The sequence below is a fragment of the Pyxidicoccus caerfyrddinensis genome (assembly GCF_010894405.1).
Classification (GTDB): domain Bacteria; phylum Myxococcota; class Myxococcia; order Myxococcales; family Myxococcaceae; genus Myxococcus; species Myxococcus caerfyrddinensis.
The window spans coordinates 45026-65977 of record NZ_JAAIYA010000013.1; the positions used below are offsets into that span (position 1 = coordinate 45026).

A 20952-nucleotide genomic window follows, 5' to 3' on the forward strand; every position below is an offset into this window, starting at 1 on the left:
GAGATGGACATCGCCGCGCTCCCGCTCGCACCGCCCCTGCTCCAGGTCCTGGAGGAGCTGGAGTTCAAGACCGCCACGCCCATCCAGGAGCAGAGCATCCCCGTGCTCCTGCAGGGGCTGGACCTCGTGGGCCAGGCCCAGACGGGAAGCGGCAAGACGGCGGCCTTCGCACTGCCCATCCTCCAGCGGGTGCGCCTGCCGAACCGCCGGCTCCAGGCGCTGGTGCTCTGCCCCACGCGCGAGCTGTGCGCCCAGGTGGCCGGGGAGATTCGCCGCCTGGCCCGCAGGCTGCCGGGCCTCCAGGTGCTCGTGCTCTCGGGTGGGCAGCCCATCCGCCCCCAGGTGGACGCGCTGGAGAAGGGCGCTCACATCGGCGTCGGCACGCCGGGCCGCATCCTGGACCTGTTGGACCGGGAGGTGCTGGACCCGCGCACGCTCGCCACGGTGGTGCTGGACGAGGCGGACCGGATGCTCGACATGGGCTTCCGCGAGGACATGGAGCGCATCCTCTCCGTCACCCCGGCGTCGCGGCAGACGGTGCTCTTCTCCGCCACCTTCCCCCCGGACATCGAGGCGCTCAGCCGCACCTTCCAGAAGAAGCCCGTGCGCGTGACGGTGGAGGCGGCGGCTGGCTCGGCGCCGGACATCCGGCAGCTGCGCTACGACTGCGCGGTGGAGGAGAAGCCGGAGTTCCTGGTGCGCATCCTCCGGCAGTACCAGCCGGGCTCCGCCATCGTGTTCTGCAATCACAAGATTGAAGTCACGAACGTGAAGCAGTCGCTCACCGAGGCGGGCGTGAGCGCGGACGGTCTCCAGGGTGACTTGGAGCAGTTCGAGCGCGACCGGGTCATGGCGAAGTTCCGCAACGGGAGCACGCGGGTGCTCATCGCCACGGACGTCGCGGGGCGCGGCATCGACGTGGAGGCGCTGGACGCGGTCATCAACTTTGATCTGCCCCAGCAGCCGGAGCCCTACGTGCACCGCATCGGTCGCACGGGGCGGGCGGGCAGGGCGGGCCTGGCGATTGCGCTCGTCACCCCGCGCGACACGCGCAAGCTGGAGGACATCGAGCACGCCACCGGCGTGAAGCTGGAGCGCGGAGACCTGGAGGCGCTGCCATCAGCCGATCCTCGCAACGCGGTGAAGCTGGATTCCACGTGGGAGACGCTGTGCATCTCCGCGGGGCGCAAGGACAAGATGCGCCCCGGAGACATCCTCGGGGCGCTGACGGGCGAGGCCGGAGGGCTGAGTGCCTCCGACGTGGGGAAGATCGAAATCCAGGACCGCCTGTCGTACGTCGCCGTCGCGAAGCGCGTCGCGAAGGTCGCGTTCCAGAGACTGAGCGAGGGACGCATCAAGGGGCGCAAGGCCCGCATCGAGCGGGTGAAGTAGCGCCCCCCCACCTCACGCGCCCGGCTTCTTCCAGTCCGTCTTCGCGGCGTACAGGAAGAGCGCCTTGCGCCACTCGTTGCGAGTGTCCTCCTTGTTCTGGGGCTTGGTCCGGCACTCGATGGAGGCCTTCGTCCAGTTGCGGGCCTTCACCGCCGCGATGAGGTTCGTCCACTTGGTGGGCACGGACGTGCCGACGTTGTACGTCACGTCGAGAATCCCGCGACGCGCGGCCCGGGGATACGTCTCGAAGTCGGGGAAGCCGCTCTTCACGGCGGGCAGGAACTCCTTCTCGTAGCGCTCCTTCGCCAGTTGCTTGATGTACGCGTCGGTGAGGGCAATCTTCGGCCGCTGCGCGTACTCCGTGTAGAAGAGCTTCGCGGGCATGGCCTTCACCTTGTTGAAGGCCTCGGTGATTTCGGCGGCCGTGGCGGCCCGGCCCGCGTCCAGGTTCTGGAAGGGGTGCGTCTTGGCGGCAATCTTGTCGCCGACGGACTTGGGCTCGATGTGCTTGAGCAGGTTGCCCGCGCCCACCGTCACCCAGCCCTCCGTGTCCAGGTACATGTACGGCACCACGCCCTCCCAGGCGATGATGTCCAGCCACATGTCGTCGAAGGTGATGGGCGTCTTCGGGTCGCCCACCTCGGGGCCGGGCGCCGGAGCGACGGAGACGCCCCGCTTGCGCCGCGTCGGCTTGGGGGGCCGCGTCGCCAGCGTGGTGGCCTCCTCCGAGCAGACCCACTGCGCGTCCACGTCCCAGGACAGCTTGTCGTCCTTGAAGGGGGAGTACTTGTTCTCGTCGAAGTCGAGGTAGGGCTGCACGGGGCCCGGCTTGCCCTCGCGCGTCGCCGCCACCAGCGTGACGATGGCGTAGCCCCTCGGCTTCGCGACGGTGGAGCTCTGCGCCAGGTTGATGCCCCAGTGCCGCTCGCCCAGGTGGGCCTCGAAGATTCCGTCCGCCCCGAGCTGCACCCGGACGGTGGCGGTGCGCTTGTCCTCCGCGTGGGGAGTCGCCGCGCCGGCCTGGGCCGTGGGCATCAGCGGAGAGAAGGGTGTGGCCGGTGTCATCAGCGGCGACGGCGTCAGCAGCGGCGTGGCCGTCCCCGGCGGGGGCGCGGCGGGCTCCACCACCGCCACCTCCAGCAGGAGGTGCGCGCGCGGGGCCACGCCGACAATCTTCCCGTGGACCTCCCAGGTGCCATCCCAGGACTGGTCGTACTCGACGCGCAGCTCTTCCAGCTGCGGCTTGGGCAGCTTGAGGAACTCCTTGTCCTCCAGCAGCAGCGTCTGCGGGCCGTCCGGGCGGCTGCGGCCCCAGAGCTCCCAGCCGAACTCGTAGCTGCCTTCCTCCTCGTCGCCCACGTCCGCGAAGCGCTCGCAGGTGTCATCCGTGAAGCCGATGGCCCAGTCCACGCTGCTGTTGCTGCGGAACACGTAGAAGGCGGCGGGCGCCCACCGGTGCGTGAAGGCATACCGGCCCGCGGCGGACGGCACCTCGCCGGAGCCCTCGTCCAGCTCGACGACGCGCAGCTCCAGGTCCGCCTTGTTCAGCACGGATGCGAACTGGGGAACGAACGTCACCAGCTCACCGATGCGGATGTTCGTGCCCGCGGGCTTCTTCGGCTTGATGGCGCAGGGGTTGTTGAAGCGGATGGCGGGGGCGAGCTCGGACGCCTCCGCGTGGGGGAAGCGAGGCGTGACGGAGTAGCCCAGCAGCCCCTGGTTGATGAGCTTGTGCGCCACCAGGTCGACGAAGGGCGTCTTGTTGTCGACCAGGACCTGGAAGCGGCCGTTGGCGTCGACCTTCAGCTGCGCGTTGCCCACGGGCACTCCCAGCGGCGAGCCCGTCCCGTGCTGTACCAGCCAGGACAGCTCGCATGGCAGCGTCACGCCGGGCTCGAAGTTCACCGCCTTTCCGCGGATGGGCACCTCGATGAGCAGCTCGCTCGGGTTGTTGAGCTGCCGCACGGCGGCGGGGTCCGGCGGGTCGAACTGGAGGGACGTGCGCGGCACGAGCACGAACGACAGCGCGTCCCGGTAGCCCGCGCTCACGTGGGTGGCCTCGGTCTCCTGGGGCGCGGTCCACGTGGGCGCCGCACCGTTCTGCTGGGAGTTCTGTGGGGGCATGGTTCGGGAGCGGCTGTGCGCCGTGGCTAGAGGCCCAGTTCTTCAATCGTGATTTGCGGCGTGGTCGGCTCGTCGAGCACGACGCCCAGCACCGGCCGGGGCGCGCCCGCCCGGTCCGGCCGGCGGCGCCACGTGAAGCGGAAGGGGCCACCGGCCTTCTTCAGCGCCACCTTGGGGACGGACGCCTCGAACACTCCCAGCTCCGTGCAGCGCCCGTAGGCGGGGTCGCCCGGCGTCTTGTAGCGGATGGCGCTGTTGACGGTGGTGTCCTCCACCCACTGGCCCGTCGTCGCATCCAGCTTCTCGCAGAGGATGCGGAAGTCCGCGTCGGTGGGAATGAAGTGCCCCTTGCCGGTGAAGGCCAGGTCCTTGGCGCGGACCTCGTGGGTGAGCGCTTCCAGGCGCGGCTCGACCTTGACCTCCAACGTCACCGGCGGGGGCGGCGTCAGCACCTTGCCGGCCTGGGACACCTCGGCGGTGAACTTGAGCGGCCCGCCCCACATGGCGGGGATGCGCGCGCCCTGCCCGTCGACGAGGGGCCAGTCCGCCTGGAGCACTGTGCCCACGCGCTTGCTCTGCGACGCGCCCGCGAGCTTGAAGAGGGGTTCGCCCGCCTTCCACTGGTTGGCGTCTCCGTGGAGCGGCACCTCGGTGCGCAGCTTGTTGCCACCCATCTTGAACTGGATGTCGCCGAACTCGAACCGGGCCACCGGGGGCAGGGCCTTGTCCGCGACGACCTCGAGGAAGTCGTTGCCACACGCGGCCTTCAGTTGCGCCGCCGACGCGGTGAACACGTCCGGCACACCTTCCACGGGGGTGAGTGTCCCGGACTGGTGGAGCGCGTGCCCGGTGTTCGGGACGATGAAGCGGGGGCGAACGTGGAGCGTCTCTCCGGCCGTCTCGCCGTTGAGGGCCTCCGCGGCCAGCCGTCCCAGCGCGGGGGCCGGGTCGAACTCGAGCTGGAGCACGCCGGTGGCCTGGGTCGGCGGGTGGTAGGTGATGCGGATGGCCACCTCGGTGTCGTCGCGGGTGATGGTGAACAGCCCGGGCGGGTCCGAGGGTGGCAGCAGGGCCACCTTCTGCATGAGCGTGTCGAGCGCGGCGGGAGTGCCCAGGGAGGGGCCGACGAGGAGCGAGGTGCCGAGAGCCGACAGATACTGCACCCTGAGCTGGAGGTCCTTCCCCCCGGGCGTCGTCGGCTTGCACTTGTCACGCAGTTGCTGGAGCCGCAGGGCCAGGGGGACGGAGAGCTGGAACTTCGCCTCGTTACCGTCGAAAATCATCCCTCGGGTGGGGTGCTTCAGGAACTCGTTGAAGGAGAAGTTCGGGGTGACCTTCGGGTTGGTCCCCTTCTTCTCCACGCCCACGATGAAGTCGTTCTTGTACTTGAGCCCGCCGGCCGTCGACTCCTCCGGGGGGCGCTGCGCGACGACGGGCACCGCCAGGGTGGCGGGAAGCGGCGGCACGTCGGCCGGAGGCTGGCCCTTCGGGGGCACCTTCCAGTACTCGAAGACGACGTAGCCCGCGAGCGCAACGGGCCAGTGGTCGCTCACGACGAAGCTGCCGGTGGTGAGCGGGCGGAACGGTCCCTGCTTCGAGGCGGCCTTGACCTGCTTCGTGCCGAGCAGGAAGGGCTGCCCGGTGAGCACGGGCCTGGGCACCTCGAACGTCGTCGCCTGCGTCTGTGCGGGGACGAAGCGCTTGTCGTCCGCGCCCGTCGCATACACCTCCCACTGTCCCCACGAGGGGATGCGGATGCGCGCCCGAGCGACACCCTCGTCGTAGGGGGCCTTGCACAGGATGCGCGGCGGCCCCGCGGCTCCTTCGCCCTTCGGCGCCAGCCAGAAGGTGACGTGGGCACCCTCCGTCCCCTCCGTGGTGCCGTAGCCGTGTTGCACCAGGACGGCCAGCACCTCCAGGCCAGACAGCGCCGTCGCTTGCCTGGAGAGCAGTCCCAGGTAGAGCGGCTTCTCGTTGCTCTCGTCGCGCTTGAGCGTGGCCGGAGGCCACTCCTTCTTGAGGGCGATGCGCTCCTTCTCCAGGAGCAGGTCCACCAGCCACAGCGCCGTGACGGGGTGCATGTTGACGATGGACGCATCTTCGGGAAGCCGCCCCGCGTCCGCCCCGAAGAGGCTCTTCTGCTCGGCCCCCAGCACGGGGACCTCGCCGAATGGGTCCTCCCGCGTCGCCGGGCGTGCCCACCAGCACAGCGGCAGCAACTGCTTCTTCAGGCGCTCGACGCTGAAGTCGGGGTCGTCCTTGAGGTGCTCGAAGAGCATTGCCTCGTCGCGCGCGGCGAGCTGCTCGCCCAGGCCCTTGGGCGTCCACTCGTTGAGGTGGTCCAGCACCAGGTTGCGCCAGCGGTGGCCCGCGGCCTTCTGGAAGAGCTTCGTGCGGCTCTCCAGCCGCTTCTCGCGGAGCACCTCCGGCGCCACCTCCACAGTGTCGGCGAAGAAGTCCGCGGACCAGAGCGCCAGTGCGTCCGCGTCCGCGGGCACGTTCAGCGTCACGTCCAGCTTGGACTGGTTCTTCGGATTGAGGGGGATGACCTCCTTCGAGAGCGGCTTCCCCGCCTTCTTGTAGAGGACCTCCAGGGTGCACTGCCGGCCCGGTGTCCCCGCGAACTTGTGCTTGTTGTCGAGCGTGAGCGGGAGGGGCCAGGTGAACGCCTTCTCGCGGGCTGCGTCCGCCGAGAAGAACTTCGTGCCGTCGTTGAAGTACTCCTGGAGCGTTCGGCCGTACTGCGCCCGCTTCAGCGCCTTGACGACCTCCACGCCGGTGGAGCCGAGGATGGTGTTGACCTCGTTGTCGGCGCTCGGCGCCCCGTCCGAGGGCATCTGCAGGAAGTTGTCCGGGCGCTGTTCCTTGACCTCGAGGAGCAGCTGCTTGAGCGCCGGGTCCTGCTGGGTGAGGAAGTGGAAGCCGCCGTCGTCGCCACTCAGGGAGAACAGCTCCCAGTGCAGGTACCGGGGCGGAGGCAGCGGCGCGCGGTTCGTGGTGGCGCCCGCCGGCTGGGGAACGGTGCGCCCCTTGGAGACGAAGCCGACGATGTCCCCCGCGGCCACCGGGAAGAGGGGACGGTCGAAGGTGACGACGGAGCCCTTCTTGAGGGACTCGATGGCCTTCTGGACGTCCTCGGGGCTGGGTTTCGTCAGCGCGAGACTCTGCCCGTTCTTCTTGCCCGTCAGCGGGTCGGCGCGGTCCTTCACCTTGAAGGTCTCCGCCTCGGGATTGAGCGGCTCCTGGGACCAGAACGTCTTGCCAACGTCCTCGGTGGTCGGGTCCAGGTTGACCACCGCGCCGTGCTGCAGCTGGAGGAACGCGGCGAGCCAGGGGGCCTTCTGGAACTCCTTGTCCTGCTCCGGCCCGCCGCCCCACCCGGGCGGGGCCAGGTGCATGTAGAGGCTGTAGAGTGGGTGGACCTCTGCGGAGGGCTGGCCGTTTTCCAGCGCAGAAAGCTCGTGCTTGACGAGGACGAAGCCCAGCGGCCGGCCCTCGGTGGCCTCCAGGAGGAACGGGTCGTCGCCTTCCTTCCCCGGCGTCAGCAGCCGCGCGGCCACGACATAGCCGGGCATGGCCGCCTTGACGGGCACCAGCTCCTCTCGCGAGTCTGGCTCCAGGTGGAGGCCCGCGTGGATGTTCTGCTGCTTGCCCAGCGGGAAGTAGCCGCCGGCCCCGCCCTCGTTGAAGAAGTAGTACTTGAGCGGCGACTCGCGGCGCTGCATGTCCGCGCCGAACGGGTAGAGCACCAGCGGCGGCGCCTCGTCGGAGATGCCGACGATGCTGGAGCGCTCGTACTCGAAGTGCATGTAGTCGTGGTAGTAGCCGCCCCAGTAGAAGCCCAGGCTCTCGAAGATCTTCACGACCTTCTGCGGCATATCGAACGGCTTCGCTTCGTCGTAGTCGTTCGTTCCCCAGTTGATGTCGATGGCGCTGCCGAAGGCGTGGTTGGAGAGCAGGTTCTTCTTGGCCGTCTTCCCCTTGCCGTAGTTGACGAGCTCGTCGAAGGCCTGATTCTTCAGGTCGCGCTTCGCGAACTCGATGTTCCAGGCGCCACCGACACCGGCGTACTCGCCGCGGCCCTTGAGGGCGGCGTGGACGCTGTCGTTGAGCATGTACCGGAAGAAGTAGCCGCCCACCTCGTGCAACACGTAGGGCAGCCGGGCCGCCTTGATCTTCTCGAAGGCCGTCTGGATGAGCGGTGCGAGCTTGCGGTTGACCCGCACGTTGATGGACCGGCTCTTGTCGGGGCCGAAGCCCACCACGGGCACGCTGACGATGTTGTTCGCCTCGAAGCCGTCGACGAGCGGATTGCCCAGCAGCCGCGTCGTGTTGGCGAACTTCTTGTTCCCATCCGTGCTGTAGAGCTCGCGCTCGAAGGCCGGGTCTCCGTAGAGGGCCCGGACCGCCGGCTTGCTGAGGCACTTGTGCGACGGTTCCTGCAGGGGATAGGTCATGGCGACCTCGTGTCGACGAACTTGCCCTGACGCCACCTGCGCACCGAGGTGCGCTCGCCCTTGTCCGGCACGCTCACCACGAGCTCGGGGACGCCGTCCTGGTCGACGTCCTCGAAGTCCGTCCGGGGTGTGTTCTCCGGGTCTCCGCCCGGCAGCCCGCTGCCGTTGGTGATGTCCTGTTTGAAGACCACCTTCTTCTTGCGCACGTCCAGGGCGCGCCCCTGGATGGAGTTCACTCCGTTCAGCGTATAGGCGTGCTTGAGGAAGACGATGCCCGGCTCCATGGCGTAGACGCAGGTGTCGACGTGCCGGGTGCGGTCGCACACGTGCTCCGAGGTGTCGGTCATCAGGTTCTTCATCCCGTCGCAGGACATGACGGTGACCTTCTTGGTCAGCTTGCCGTTCTTGCACTGCGTCTGGGAGCCGGCCAGGAGCACGCCTTCCTTCTCGACAATCCACGAGGCGGCATCGATGACGGGGTTCTTCCCGCGGGCCACCCGGCTTGGCCGGCACTTGGGTGACTCGGGCACCAGGTACGGCCCCAGGGTCGTCAGGACGGAGCGGGTGCTGGGCATCTCTCGCTCCATCCGCTTCAACGCCGCTTCGGCTTCCTCCGGGTCCTCGAACCTGCCCACCGCCGTGAAGACGGTGCCCTGCCCGCCGAAGAGGAAGCGACCTCCGCGGAGATCGTAGGGATACATGGGGTCGGAGGGCCTGAAGGGCGTGAGCGGCGTGCCGTCATCCTGCCGCTCGCCCTGCACGATGATGAGCGCCTGGCCATCCACCCAGTCGGTGTCGCAGGGCGACTCGGCGTGCGCCGTCGCGGGGCTGCTCGAAGGCGCGGGAGTCGCCGCCGCGGGGCTGCTCGGAGGCGTCGTCGCGGGCGCGGGAGGCGTCGCCGCGGGCGTTGCCGGAGGTGCCGCGGGCGTGGAGGCCGGTGTCGTGGTTGGGGAGGCCGCCTGGGCTTGCGGAGGCTTCTGCGCGCCGCAGTTGCCGCCATCGCAGGCCGCCGCGCCAGAGGCCGCCGGAGGCTGCGAGGCGTCCGCCGGGGTGGGGGGCGTCACACACGCCAGCGTCAGCAGGGTGAGGATGGCCGGCCACGCGGGGCGTGGGAACCCGGCGGACCGGAGGGATGCACTGCCTGCGCTCATGGGGTTTGTCCCGCTCATGTTCGGCTATTCCATTCGCTCGAGGACGGTCAGCACGCCGCCGGGGCGGGTGCGCGTCAACAGGAAGGTGGTCATGTCGACCGCGCTGCCGCCCTCGGGGCTCATGCTGCGATCCACGACGGCATCCTCGATGCCGTCACCGTTGAAGTCTCCCAGCGCCCACAGCGCCAGGATGCCCGACACGCCGTTGCCCTGGACTCGGAGGGTCTCTTTGCGGTCGGGGTCCGCCTCGAAGCGCACCTTGCGGTCGACGCTGCTCCAGGTGCGTCCCTCGCGGCCGGCCCGCGAGCGCTCCTCGTCCTCTCCGGGGGCGAAGGTAGGGGCGAGGTCCGCCGGGAGGACATTGCCGAGCGCCTTCGTGGAGAAGAGGTCCCGGACATGGCTCACCCGCGAGGGCCGGGCTTGCGTCACCTTCTTCAGCGCGCGGCAGCGGAGGAGGCGGGCCCGGGCGGGCTGGAGTTCAATCGTGGCCGTGACGTCGAGGTCTTCCAGCGCCACGCCCTCCGCCTCGGTGCAGCGTTCGATTTCGCGGTCGCTCCGCTGGGGGAGCCGCCCGTCGCGCAGCTCCAGGACATGGCTCCATTCCCGGGCCAGCGCCTCGGGCGCCTCCGTGGGCGAGGAGATGAGGAGCCCCGAGAAGAAGACCTGCACCGGGAAGCCGCCGTCGCCCTGGCACAGCCCCCGGTTGTGGGCGATGGCCTTCGCCACGCGGGACTGCGCGTCGAGCTCCGCGGGGGCCTCGTCGAGCACCTGTCGGCACAGCTCGGGCTGACCGGCGCGCAGCGCGGCCAGGCCCAGGTCGGACACCAGCCAGCCCCGGTCCGTGGCGTCCAGTACGCTCCAGCAGGACTCCTTCGTCCGCCGCAACGACTCCACTGCGTCCGTGTACCGGCCGTCGCGATAGAGCTGCTCGGCGCTCCGGCGGCTCTTCGCGAGCTCCGGCTTCGAGCATTGCGCCGGGCTCGCGGAGGGCTCCTCTGCCCGGGCCGCCGTGAAGGGCAGCATCCCCACGAGGACCAGCACCCAGGCGCGGAGCCACCGCGAGCAAGACGCGGGCTCGCGGGTGCCTCCCGCTGCCCTCCGTGTCCTGTGCGTCAGCATCCCCATGCGAGTCACCTGGGGCCGTTCGGGTTCAGACCGAGAAGCTGAAGGGCTGCGGCCTGCGCGCACGCTTCACGCGGAGGATGTGGCTCTGGTCCACCGCCAACCCGCTCAGCGCCACGGGGCGGGGGACGTAGAGGATGCCCGGGTCGTCGTCGCGGCTGAACACGAACTTGCCGCCCTCGTCCTTCATCGTGCAGCCCACCGAGATTTCCAGTCGCTGCTGGACCTCGGCCGGGTCCGTCGTCTCCCAGTTGAACTGGGCGACGTCATCCGCGGTGAGGTCGTACATCTCCGCGACGCTGTCCATCGTCTCGCCGTCGATGACGCGGTGCTCGGTCACCTTCACCAGAACGCGCTCCGACGTGGCCTTGGACTTCGTCCCCGCCTTCGAGGGCTTCTGGCCGGACCACGGGCCGCCGGTGCGCACCATCGCCACGCTGTTGCTCAGCGTCGCGCCGTCGATGAGGGACAGCACGTCGAAGCTGCCCCTGGGCACCTTCTCCAGGTTGACGTTGCCGTCGGCGTCCGTGGTGACTTCCTTCTCCGTCTTGTCCGCGAACAGGATGCGCAGCTTGATGCCGGAGATGGGGCCGTCCGAGGCGTCATCCACCACCTGCAGGCGCAGCGTCACGTCCTCCTCGGGCGTGACGGGCGGCTCCTGCTTCGGGACCTCCTCGGGGAAGGCGGGCGCGCCATAGCGCTCGGGCGGCGGGGCCAGGACCAGCCGCAGGTGGCCGAAGGAGAGCAGGGTGGCGGCCTGCTTCACCACGTCCTCGGGAGTGCGCGTCGCATGCCGGCCCAGGGGCCCGTGCGCCTGTACCAGCGTGCTCAGCGTCCTCAGGTTGGACTCGTCCTGCGCGAGCTGCCGCAGCCGGCGCTCCAGCGTCCACCCTCGGCCGGCATCCACGGGCTTGCAGCCTTGGGGGAGTGGGTCATGCAACGCGAGCAGGAGGTACTCGCGTTGCCCTTCTCTCAGGCGTTGATGGAGGAGCATGTGGAGGCTCGGGCCGAAGCGACATGACTCGGGTGGTTCAACCACACAGATTGAGCCGGACGGAAAACTCAGCGGCTGTCAAATATCCCACAGCGCTTCGACAACTGTCCATCCCGTGGGTCGCAGCCCTTCAGGGCATGGCGGGCGATGTGGGCTCGTCCTTCAGGGTTGCAGGCTCCGGGATGCCGTCCTGGTCGACGTCTTCCACGTCTGTCTTTGGCTCGGTGTCGTCGTGGTCGAAGCCGGGTCGAGCAGGAGGACGCCGGGGACGTTCACAGACCTCCTTCACCGACTGCGTTCCCCAGCGGTCCTCACGGCTCCCTGCTCGGGTCCCTGGAAGTGCAGCCGGGCGGGCGGTCTCCTCACCGGCCCGCCCTGGTGGGCTTGGATGCGGTCCCCCCGCGGAGGGCGCTTTCCAGGCGCGGATCATTGGCGTGCGCGACGCCGGGGGCTAACATGCCCGCGCGAAATGGCCATGCAGGGTGGCGCCGCAGATGATCCCGACCGGGGGAGGCGCATCGGAAAGTACGAGATCCTCACCCGCCTCTCGATGGGCGGCATGGCGGAGCTCTTCCTCGCGTTCACCTCGGGCCCCGGCGGCTTCCGCAAGTTCGTCGCGGTGAAGCAGATCCTCCCGGACATCAAGAAGGACGAGCAGTTCGTCAAGATGTTCCTCGACGAGGCGCGCATCACCGCGGCCTTCTCGCACGCGAACATCGGGCAGGTGTTCGACCTGGGCGAGGAGGGTGGTGAGCTGTACCTCGCCATGGAGTTCCTGCCGGGGCAGAACCTCGAGCAGGTGGTGAAGGCCTCCACGCGGCAGGGCTACGCGCTGCCCATGGGCTTCATCGGGCGCGTCATCCGGGATTCCTGCCTGGGCCTGCACTACGCGCACCACTTCACGGACCCGTCGGGCCGGCCCGCGGTGGTGGTGCACCGCGACGTGTCCCCGAAGAACGTGATGCTCACCTACGACGGCGTCGTGAAGGTGATCGACTTCGGCATCGCCAAGGCGCGCGGGCGGCTGGGCCGCACGCAGGTGGGCATGGTGAAGGGGACCAGCGGCTACATGTCCCCGGAGCAGGTGCGCGGCGCGCCCCTGGACGGCCGCAGCGACCTGTTCTCCGTGGGCGTCATGCTGCACGAGATGCTCTGCGGCCAGCGGCTGTTCAGCGGCCCGCACGAAGCCGCGGTGATGCTCCAGATCGTCGAGGGCGACATCCCGGCCCCGCGCTCCATCAACCCGGACGTGCCCGAGGCCCTGGAGGCCGTCGCGCTGCGCGCCCTGGCGCGCGACGCGTCCCAGCGCTTCACCAGCGGCCGGGAGATGTCGCGCGCCATCGAGGCGGCGCTCGGCCCGGAGCTGTTCGACGAGGACGGCATCACCGCGGTGATGGGTGACCTGTTCGCGGACAAGCGGCAGAAGACGCGCACGCTCCTGGAGCTCGCCAGCAGCGCGGAGGACGCGCGCGTCAGCGAGGTGGCCGGCGCCCTCCAGCAGGACGACGGCGGGGGAGACAGCGCTCCCACCGCGCAGGTGCCGGCGAAGCGGGCGCGCCTCGCACCCGCCGTCCCCACCGAGAGCAGCACCCCCACCCGCGCCGGCAGCGGGCCCAAGCCGGTGCCCCAGCGGCGCCCCCCGGAAGCCGCCGCCACGCGCGTCGCCCCCGCCAGCAGTGGCAGTGGCCCCAAGCCGGTGCCCCAGCGCCGCCCGACGGAGGCCGCCGCGCGCACGCCCCGGCCCGCGCAGGACGCGGCGCCCGCCACGCGCACGCCCCGGCCCCGCCCCGCGCCCCGCCAGGAAGAGCCCGAGGTCGAGGCCGCCGAGACATTCGACGAGCCCAGCGACCTGGCGACGCAACGCTTCCGCACGCGGCCTCCGCGCCCCGGTGCACGCCCGGCGGCACGTGCGGCCCCTCGCGCCGACACGCCCGTGGAGACGTCGGCCGCGCGCCCGGCGTCGCGCTGGGTGGGCCGCCTGTTCCTGCTCGCGCTGCTGGGCGGCCTGGGCTGGCTCGCGACGCTGCCCATGGTCCGCGCGCAGTTCGTCCCCGCCTACGAGTCCGCGAGGGCCTGGGTGAAGGCGGAGCTGGACCCCGCGCCTCCGGTGGACCCCGCCGCCAGCGCGGCCTGGCCTCCGCCCCAGAAGGCCGGTCCTCCGCCGGGCTTCCCACGCGGCGTGGAGGAGGCCCCGCCGCCGGCCGCCGAGCCCGCCGTCGCCGCCGTGGCCGCGGACACCGAGGCCCCCGCCCCCAGTGAGGAAGGGCAGGGGACCCGCACTGAATCCAAGGGGACGCGGTCCTCGCCCGGCCGCAAGGCGAAGGACGGAGCCACCGCTTCGCGAGAGCCCTCGGGCTCCGACACGGGCAGGACGACGAAGCGCGCTCGCACCCCGGCGGAGGAGGCGGCCGCCGAGCCCGTCACCACGGTGACGCAGAACCCGGATGACGTGGGTGAGGTGCTGGACACCAGCACGCCCAAGGGGGCAGCGAAGGCGGGGCTCGGGTGGCTCACCCTCCAGACGGTGCCTCGCGCCGCGGTGTTCGACGGGGCCACCCAGCTGGGCACCACGCCGTTGCAGAAGATGCCGCTGCCGGTGGGCACCTACCGCCTGCGCGTGGTCGACCCCACGGACGCGGAGGCGGCGAGCAGGCTCCTGTCCGCGCCCGTCAAGCCGGGCGAGGTGACGAAGATTCAGATTCGACTGGCGGACCTCCCTCTGTACAAGGAGTGACCGCGTCCTTGACGCTCTGGACCCCCCTCACTAGGGTCCGCGCGTTTCTCCTTCGACGCACTGCGAGAAGGATCCGCCAGTCATGTATTTTCAAGACCTCATCCTGACGCTGCAGAAGCACTGGGCCGACCAGGGCTGCATCATCGCCCAGCCCTATGACCTCGAGGTCGGCGCGGGCACCATGGCCCCCACCACCTTCCTCCGCGCGCTCGGTCCGGAGCCCTGGAACGTGGCCTATGTGCAGCCCTCCCGCCGTCCCGCGGACGGCCGCTTCGGTGAAAATCCCAACCGCCTGTTCCAGCACCACCAGTTCCAGGTCATCCTCAAGCCCGCGCCCAAGAACGTGCAGGCGCTCTACCTGGAGTCGCTGCGCAAGATTGGCATCGACCCGATGGAGCACGACCTGCGCTTCGTGGAGGACGACTGGGAGTCGCCCACGCTCGGCGCCTGGGGGCTGGGCTGGGAGGTCTGGTGTGACGGGCAGGAAGTCACCCAGTTCACCTACTTCCAGCAGTGCGGCGGCTTCGACTGCAAGCCCGTGGCCGCGGAGCTGACGTACGGCCTGGAGCGGCTCTGCACGTACCTGCAGAGCGTGGAGAACGTCTTCGACCTCGAGTGGGTCAAGGGCGTGAAGTACCGCGAGGTCTTCCACCCCAACGAGGTGGAGATGAGCAAGTACGCGCTCCACGAGTCGGACCCGCAGATGCTCTTCGCGCTGTTCGACGCGTACGAGAAGGAGTGCAAGCGGCTCATCGAGCGCCAGCTCCCGCTGCCCGCGTATGACTACGCGCTGAAGTGCTCGCACTCCTTCAACCTGCTGGACGCGCGCGGCGCCATCTCCGTCACCGAGCGCGCCAACTTCATCAAGCGCGTGCGCGACAACGCGCGCCTGTGCGCGGAGGGCTACCTCCAGATGCGCGAGCGGCTGGGCTACCCGCTCTTGAAGACGCCGTGGACGGTGGGTGAGCAGCCCCCGGTGCTCGAGGGCAAGCCGGCCAGCGACTACTGGAAGACGGTGCAGCTCAACAAGCCCGTGGAGAAGAAGGAGAAGGCGGAGGTGGCCCGTGGCGCGTGACCTGCTGCTGGAAGTGGGCGCCGAGGAGATTCCGGCGTCGTTCATCGGTCCGGCATTGGAGGACCTCCAGCGGGTGCTCACCGAGCGCATGGCCGAGGCCCGGCTGAAGCACGGCGAGGTCCGCGTCTTCGGCACCCCGCGGCGCCTGGCGGTGTGGGTGAAGGGCGTGGCGGACTCGGGCGAGGACATCGTGAAGGAGGTGCTGGGGCCCAGCGCCAAGGCGGCCTTCGACGCGGAGGGCAAGCCCACCAAGGCGGCGGAGAAGTTCGCCGAGAGCCTCAAGCTGTCGGTGGACAAGCTGGGCCGCGCCACGACGCCCAAGGGCGAGTACGTGTCCGCGCGCGTGGAGGAGAAGGGCCGCTCCGCGGCGGACATCCTCCAGGAGGCGCTGCACACGGCGGTGCACTCCATCAACTTCAAGAAGTCCATGCGCTGGGGTGACGTGGACATGTCCTTCGCGCGCCCGGTGCAGTGGCTGGTGGCGCTGCTGGGCGGCGACGTGCTCCCCGTCGTCTTCGGCGACGTGAAGAGCGGTCGCACCACGTACGGCCACCGCTTCCTCTCGGGTGGCCCCATCGAGCTGAAGGCGCCCGCGGACTACGAGGCGGCGCTGGAGAAGGCGCACGTGGTGGCGGACGTGGCGAAGCGCCGCGCGCAGCTGGTGGAGAAGCTCGGCGCGGCGGCGAAGAAGGCCGGCGGCCGGCTGCTGGAGGACGCGTCGCTCGTGGACCAGGTGACGAACCTGGTGGAGCAGCCCAACCCCGTGGTGGGCAGCTTCGAGCCGCGTCACCTGGACCTGCCCCCCGAGGTACTGGTGCAGGAGATGAAGAGCCACCAGCGCTACTTCTCGCTGGTGGACGCGAGCGGCAAGCTGCTGCCGAAGTTCATCGCCGTGTCCAATACGCCGGTGCGCGACGAGCAGCTCAGCCTGCGCGGCTACCAGCGCGTGCTGGCCTCGCGCCTGGCGGACGGCCGCTTCTTCTTCGACGAGGACCGGAAGACGCCGCTGCTGGACCGCGTGGAGAAGCTGGGCCGCGTGGTGTGGCAGAACCAGCTCGGCACCTATCTGGAGAAGGTGGAGCGCTTCCGTTCGCTCGGCATGTGGCTGGCGCAGAACACCGGCAGGGCGGGGGAGAGCGCGACGATTGAACGCGCCGCCACGCTGGCCAAGGCGGACCTCGTCACCGGCATGGTGGGCGAGTTCCCCGAGCTCCAGGGCGTCATGGGCCGCGAGTACGCGCGCGCCAGCGGCGAGCCGGAGGCGGTGGCGCTGGCCATCTACGAGCACTACCTGCCGCGCGGCGCCGAGGACGCGCTGCCCACGCAGGACGCGGGCGCGCTCATCGGCATCGCGGACCGGCTCGACTCGCTGACGGGCATCTTCGCCATCGGCAAGGCGCCCACTGGCGCGGCGGACCCGTTCGCCCTGCGGCGCGCGTGCATCGCCATCATCCGGCTGGTGCTGGGCCGCGGCTACCGCTTCAGCCTCGCCGCCGCCGTGGACGAGGCGCTGCGGCTGCTCGCCCCCAAGCTCACCAACGTCAAGCGCAAGGCCGGCGAGCCCGCCCCGCGCGAGCAGGTGCTGGAGTTCTTCCGCGGCCGCCTCAAGGCGCTGTGGGCGGACCAGTACCGCACGGACGTGGTGGAGGCGGTGCTGGCCGCGGGCTTCGACGACCTGGTGGCCGCGCAGAAGCGGCTGGAGGCGCTGAGCCTCATCGTCGGCCGCGCGGACTTCCAGCCCCTGGCCGTGGCCTTCAAGCGCGTGGCCAACATCGTGGAGAAGCAGGGCAAGGACGTGAAGGGCGGGCAGATCAACCCGCAGAAGCTGGTGGACGAGCCGGAGCGCCACCTGCACACCGCCTTCACCCAGGCCCGCAACACGGTGACGGGGCTCGTGCAGGCGGACGACTTCGCCGGCGCCCTGCGCGAAATCACCGGCCTCAAGCCCGCCGTGGACACCTTCTTCGACAAGGTGATGGTGATGGCCGAGGACAAGGAGCTGCGCGAGAACCGCATCCGGCTCCTCACGGAGATTGGCGCCCTGTTCAACCAGGTGGCCGACTTCTCGAAGATCCAGGCCGAGGCGTCCGCGGCGGCCTGAGCTCCACCGCCCACGGCTGGCTGCCCTCCGGGGGATGAAGCAGGCCTCCGGAGGGGAGGGGTGTGCGCGAATTCCAGGGGCGGCGTCGCGCCCCCGGGGGCGCGGCGACGTCCGCTGCCGGGCGCCCGGGAATGACGGGCCCCGTTTCCGGTTGCCCGGGGGGAGGCCCCTTCCTACACTCCGCCCCCCTCTGATGCGCGCCCATCTCCTCACCGCCGCGCTGCTGCTCGTGTCGTGCGATACCACGCCCGAGCCGCGGCCTCCGCCGTCCACCCGCCTCGTCTACCCGAGTGGCCTCGCCTTCTGGCGCCCCGAGGGAGGACCGTCCACCAACGGCTACCTCTACGTGGCGAGCGCCAACTTCGACAAGTGCTACGACTCCGGCGCGGTGGCCGCGCTGGACCTGGATGCGCTGGGGGTCCGCCCGTTCGGCGCGCCCTTCACCCGCTCGGTCGAAGAGGACCGCGCGACGCTCCTCGTGGAGCTGGGCGTCGGCACGCAGTCGTACGTGCAGATCCAGAGCTTCGCGGGCGAGATGGCCCTCTGGGCCCCGCCCGGCCGCACCCCGCGCCTGTTCGTCCCGGCCCGCGCCGAGGCCAGCCTCCTGCACGCCATCGACGTGGGGGCGGACGGCCTCAGCCTGACGTGCGTGCAGGGCCCCGGGCGCGACTGCCGCCCCGGCGCGCTGTCGCTCCTCGACGTGCCGGGCGCCACGGAGGACGGAATCCCGTCGGCGCCGGGCCCGGTGGGCGTCACCGTGGAGCGCACCAACCCGGACTCCCGCGTCTGGGTGACCCACACGGAGCTGGCGGGGCCTGCGGAGTCGATCCGGGAGGCCGAGTTCCAGTCGTACCTCGTCAGCCTCCCCGCGGCGGACCCTACCCAGGACGCCCTGGGCGTGGGCAGCTTCGCGCCGCTGGGCACCAACGGCCGGCTGGCCGGCGCCGCGCACGCCGCGGCCCTCGGCGGCCGGTACGTGTACGTCTCCGGCCGCAACTCCTCGTCCACCCAGCTCGGAGCGCTGCCCGCGCGCTTCATCCTGCGGCTGGTGGACCGGAACACGCCCGACCGGGTGCTGGAGAGCGACGTGGAGTTCGTCTACTCCGTGCGCGAGGCGCGCGGTGTGGCGGTGGTGCAGCGCCCCTCCGTGGCCGACCCGACGGTGCTGGACCCGAACCGCGAGCGCATCTACCTGCTGGCGCGCGGGCCGGACACCCTGCTGGTGATGGACGTGGAGAACGCGCTCCAGGACCTCCCGACGATTCGCGTCGTCACCGCGGTGCCGCTCCCCGAGGGCTCCTCCGAGGTGGAGGTCATTCCCCGCACCGTGGGCCGCGGCAACATCGTCGCGGTGACGGGCAGCGGTGACGAGGCCGTCGCCCTCTTCGACGAGGAGGTGGGCCAGCTCGTCGCCCAGGTGCTGGTGGGAGAGCAGGACCCGAGCCAGCCCGCCCAGCCCTTCGGCCTGGCGGCGGACGTGCGCGGCAACTCGGCGCGCCTCTTCGCGAGCACCTTCGGCGACGGCCGCGTCGCCGTCATCGACATTCCCGACCTCGACCGGCCGCAGGACGCGCGCATGGTGGCACGGCTCGGCCCGCGCCAGCTGCGCGACCCGCGCCAGGGCACCAGCGTGTGCCAGGAGACCTCCCCTTGAAGCGCAGCGCTCTCTTCCCCCGCGGCACCCTCGCCGCACTCCTCGCCTGCGCCGGCCTGTCCGGAGCCTGCTCCGACTCCGCCGTCACCACCGGCGTCGCCGGCCTGTCGGGCACGTATGACCTGGTCCTCTCCAATGACCTGATCTTCGTGACGTCCTCGGACGACGACGACCTGCGGGTGCTGGACCTGAAGGCGGACCCGCGCGACTTCGTCCCCGCGCCCAACCCGCTGCAGGCGCTGTCCGTCCCCGTGCTGGAGCGGCCGGACGCGCTCACCCGCGACGTGGCCTACGTCGACGGCGCCGACGTGTCGGGCCCGTATGTCTACGCGCGCAGCTCCGGCTCCCAGGAGATCTCCGTGGTGGCCGCGGAGCGCACCCGCCTCGTGGAGGTGGACCGCCTGCCGACGGGCGGCCTCGTCACGGCCTTCGCCGCGCGCGCGCCGGCGGGGGAGGGCGCCCCCAGCGTGCTCTACTACGCGCTGCAGACGCCGCCCGCCGGAGTCACCTGCACGGCGGCCGTCGTCATGCGCCAGGAGCTGCCCGGCCCGGACGTGCTCACGGAGGCCACGCGCCCGGCCGCCACGCCGGTGTTCTGCCTCAACCCGCGCGAGTCGGCGGCGGCGCTGCTGGTGATGCCGCAGGCGGGCCAGCTCGTGCTGGCCACGCGCAACACCACCAACCTGCCTCCCGCGCTCCCCGGACGCACGCTGCTGCTCACCGAGCCGGCGGGGGGCGGGCTCGCGAGCGTCACGATGGACCTGTCCGCCGGCTTCGACGGCTCCCCGGTGCGCCTGCTCGCCACGCACCCGCGGGTGACGCGCGTCGCCGACGACCCGGCGACGACGGGCGTGGACGAGACGGAGATCCTCACCGCCGGCCAGTTCATCTACGGCGTGCGCGACGAGGCCGCATGCGGCGCGGGCCCGCTGTGCTCGGGCGTGCTGGCGGTGGAGTCCGCCACCGGCGCGCACGCCAAGGACCTCAGCGGCGCGCCGATGCTGCCCATCACCGTGCCGGGTCTGCCCACGGGGCTGGCCATCGTCCCCGAGGGCCAGGTGCGGCTGGTGCTCACCAATGGCACCGGCGGCGTTGCCACCGTGCCGCTGCTGGGCATCCTGCCGTCGTCCACCGGCACCATCACCCTGTTCAACGCCAGCGACCGGCGCATGTTCGACCTGAACCCGGACGGCGCCAGCGCCGCCGTGGAGGTCCGCAACGTGGCGGAGCAGGTCGTGGACCGCGGCGTCACCGACATCAACTCCGTGGTGAACGTGGAGCAGACCGTGGAGTACGTGAACCCCACGGACCCCTCGCGCCGGGCCGTGCGCAAGACGCTCTTCGAGGGCTCGGTCATCAGCAGCACCTACCGCATCGTCTACCAGGGCTTCTTCCCGACGATGGCCTCGCTGGACCGCGACCTCGCGGCCCCCGACCTCTTCGAGGTGGAGCAGCCCACGGACCCCCGCCAGAGGGCGGCGATTGGCGACATCATCGAGCTGCAGGGCGACGACGTGGTGTGTGGCACGGACCTCGTGGTGACGGACGTGCAGCCCCCCAACACCGCCGGCCGCGTCCGCCTGGTGACCACCGCCATCCCCGAGACGTGCGCCGCCCTGCCGCGCTTCAGCGTGCGGGCCGGGGGGGATCAGCCCTTCATCCTCATCGACAACGCCGGCACGCTGCTGGCCCGTGACATCACCGGTGCCACCGCCGAGTACCGGATTCCCACGAGCTACTACTTCCACCCGGCGGGCCTGCGCACCGCGACCGTCGAAGTGGACGACGTGCCCAACGTGCCTCCCCCGGCCTGGACGGTGCCGGCCTTCCCGGAGACTCCGCCGGACATCGTCATCCGGGTGGCCGTGCCCTCGGTCGCCGGGCGGCTCACACGCGGAGACCGCTTCGTGGTGACGCTGGACTCCGGCATCCGGACCCACACCTTCGGTGTGAATACCAAGGATCCGGACTTCGGCCTGACGCTCTACACGCTGCCGGGCCCCGTGGTCGCCGCCCCGGGCTCCGACCTCGCCTACATCGCCTACCCGTCCGCGGACGGCATCCTCCAGGTGAACCTGGGGGCGGTGGTGGACAATGCGCTGAACGGCATCCAGCTCGACCGCTTCGAGTAACTGGGCTCCCCCGGGG

Annotated in this window: 11 protein-coding genes; 6 read left to right on the top strand and 5 right to left on the bottom strand. The window is 70.7% G+C overall.

Translation table 11 applies throughout. The features are described 5' to 3' along the window. The first annotated feature begins 3 nt into the window (after positions 1 to 3). Positions 4 to 1392, top strand: a complete 1389-nt coding sequence (gene dbpA, locus G4D86_RS29405; protein ID WP_163997385.1) for an ATP-dependent RNA helicase DbpA — start codon at positions 4 to 6, stop codon at positions 1390 to 1392. A 12-nt stretch (positions 1393 to 1404) separates the two neighbouring features. Here the strand turns inward: dbpA and G4D86_RS29410 are convergent, their stop codons facing one another. The 5 genes from G4D86_RS29410 to G4D86_RS29430 are packed head-to-tail and all read right to left on the bottom strand — an operon-like array spanning position 1405 to position 11240. Further along, positions 1405 to 3516: a hypothetical protein gene (locus G4D86_RS29410; protein WP_163997386.1), complete on the bottom strand. Its 2112-nt coding sequence runs from the start codon at positions 3514 to 3516 to the stop codon at positions 1405 to 1407. Positions 3517 to 3542: 26 nt separating this feature from the next. Then, the gene (locus tag G4D86_RS29415) at positions 3543 to 7973 is read right to left on the bottom strand and encodes a M15 family metallopeptidase (RefSeq protein WP_163997387.1); all 4431 of its coding nucleotides are present in this window, start codon (positions 7971 to 7973) and stop codon (positions 3543 to 3545) included. Next, positions 7970 to 9124, bottom strand: a complete 1155-nt coding sequence (locus G4D86_RS29420) for a hypothetical protein (protein WP_163997388.1) — start codon at positions 9122 to 9124, stop codon at positions 7970 to 7972. The genes G4D86_RS29415 and G4D86_RS29420 overlap by 4 nt, the downstream gene beginning before the upstream one ends. 24 nt (positions 9125 to 9148) lie before the next feature. After that, on the bottom strand, positions 9149 to 10243 hold the full coding sequence (locus G4D86_RS29425; RefSeq protein ID WP_163997389.1) for a hypothetical protein: 1095 nt from the start codon (positions 10241 to 10243) through the stop codon (positions 9149 to 9151). 31 nt (positions 10244 to 10274) lie between these two features. After that, on the bottom strand, positions 10275 to 11240 hold the full coding sequence (locus G4D86_RS29430) for a LysM domain-containing protein (protein WP_163997390.1): 966 nt from the start codon (positions 11238 to 11240) through the stop codon (positions 10275 to 10277). 469 nt (positions 11241 to 11709) lie between these two features. Here G4D86_RS29430 and G4D86_RS29435 point away from each other — a divergent pair, with 469 nt between their 5' ends. From G4D86_RS29435 to G4D86_RS29455, 5 genes are all read left to right on the top strand, one after another. Continuing rightward, on the top strand, positions 11710 to 13974 hold the full coding sequence (locus tag G4D86_RS29435) for a serine/threonine-protein kinase (RefSeq protein WP_163997391.1): 2265 nt from the start codon (positions 11710 to 11712) through the stop codon (positions 13972 to 13974). 82 nt (positions 13975 to 14056) lie between these two features. Further along, complete coding sequence (glyQ, locus tag G4D86_RS29440) at positions 14057 to 15049, top strand: glycine--tRNA ligase subunit alpha (RefSeq protein WP_163997392.1); 993 nt, start codon at positions 14057 to 14059, stop codon at positions 15047 to 15049. Further along, positions 15039 to 17150, top strand: a complete 2112-nt coding sequence (gene glyS, locus G4D86_RS29445; protein ID WP_163997393.1) for a glycine--tRNA ligase subunit beta — start codon at positions 15039 to 15041, stop codon at positions 17148 to 17150. Before glyQ ends, glyS begins: the two co-directional genes overlap by 11 nt. 193 nt (positions 17151 to 17343) lie before the next feature. Beyond that, on the top strand, positions 17344 to 18804 hold the full coding sequence (locus G4D86_RS29450; RefSeq protein ID WP_205519816.1) for a YncE family protein: 1461 nt from the start codon (positions 17344 to 17346) through the stop codon (positions 18802 to 18804). Continuing rightward, complete coding sequence (locus G4D86_RS29455) at positions 18801 to 20936, top strand: hypothetical protein (protein ID WP_240360534.1); 2136 nt, start codon at positions 18801 to 18803, stop codon at positions 20934 to 20936. The genes G4D86_RS29450 and G4D86_RS29455 overlap by 4 nt, the downstream gene beginning before the upstream one ends. Positions 20937 to 20952 lie beyond the last annotated feature (16 nt).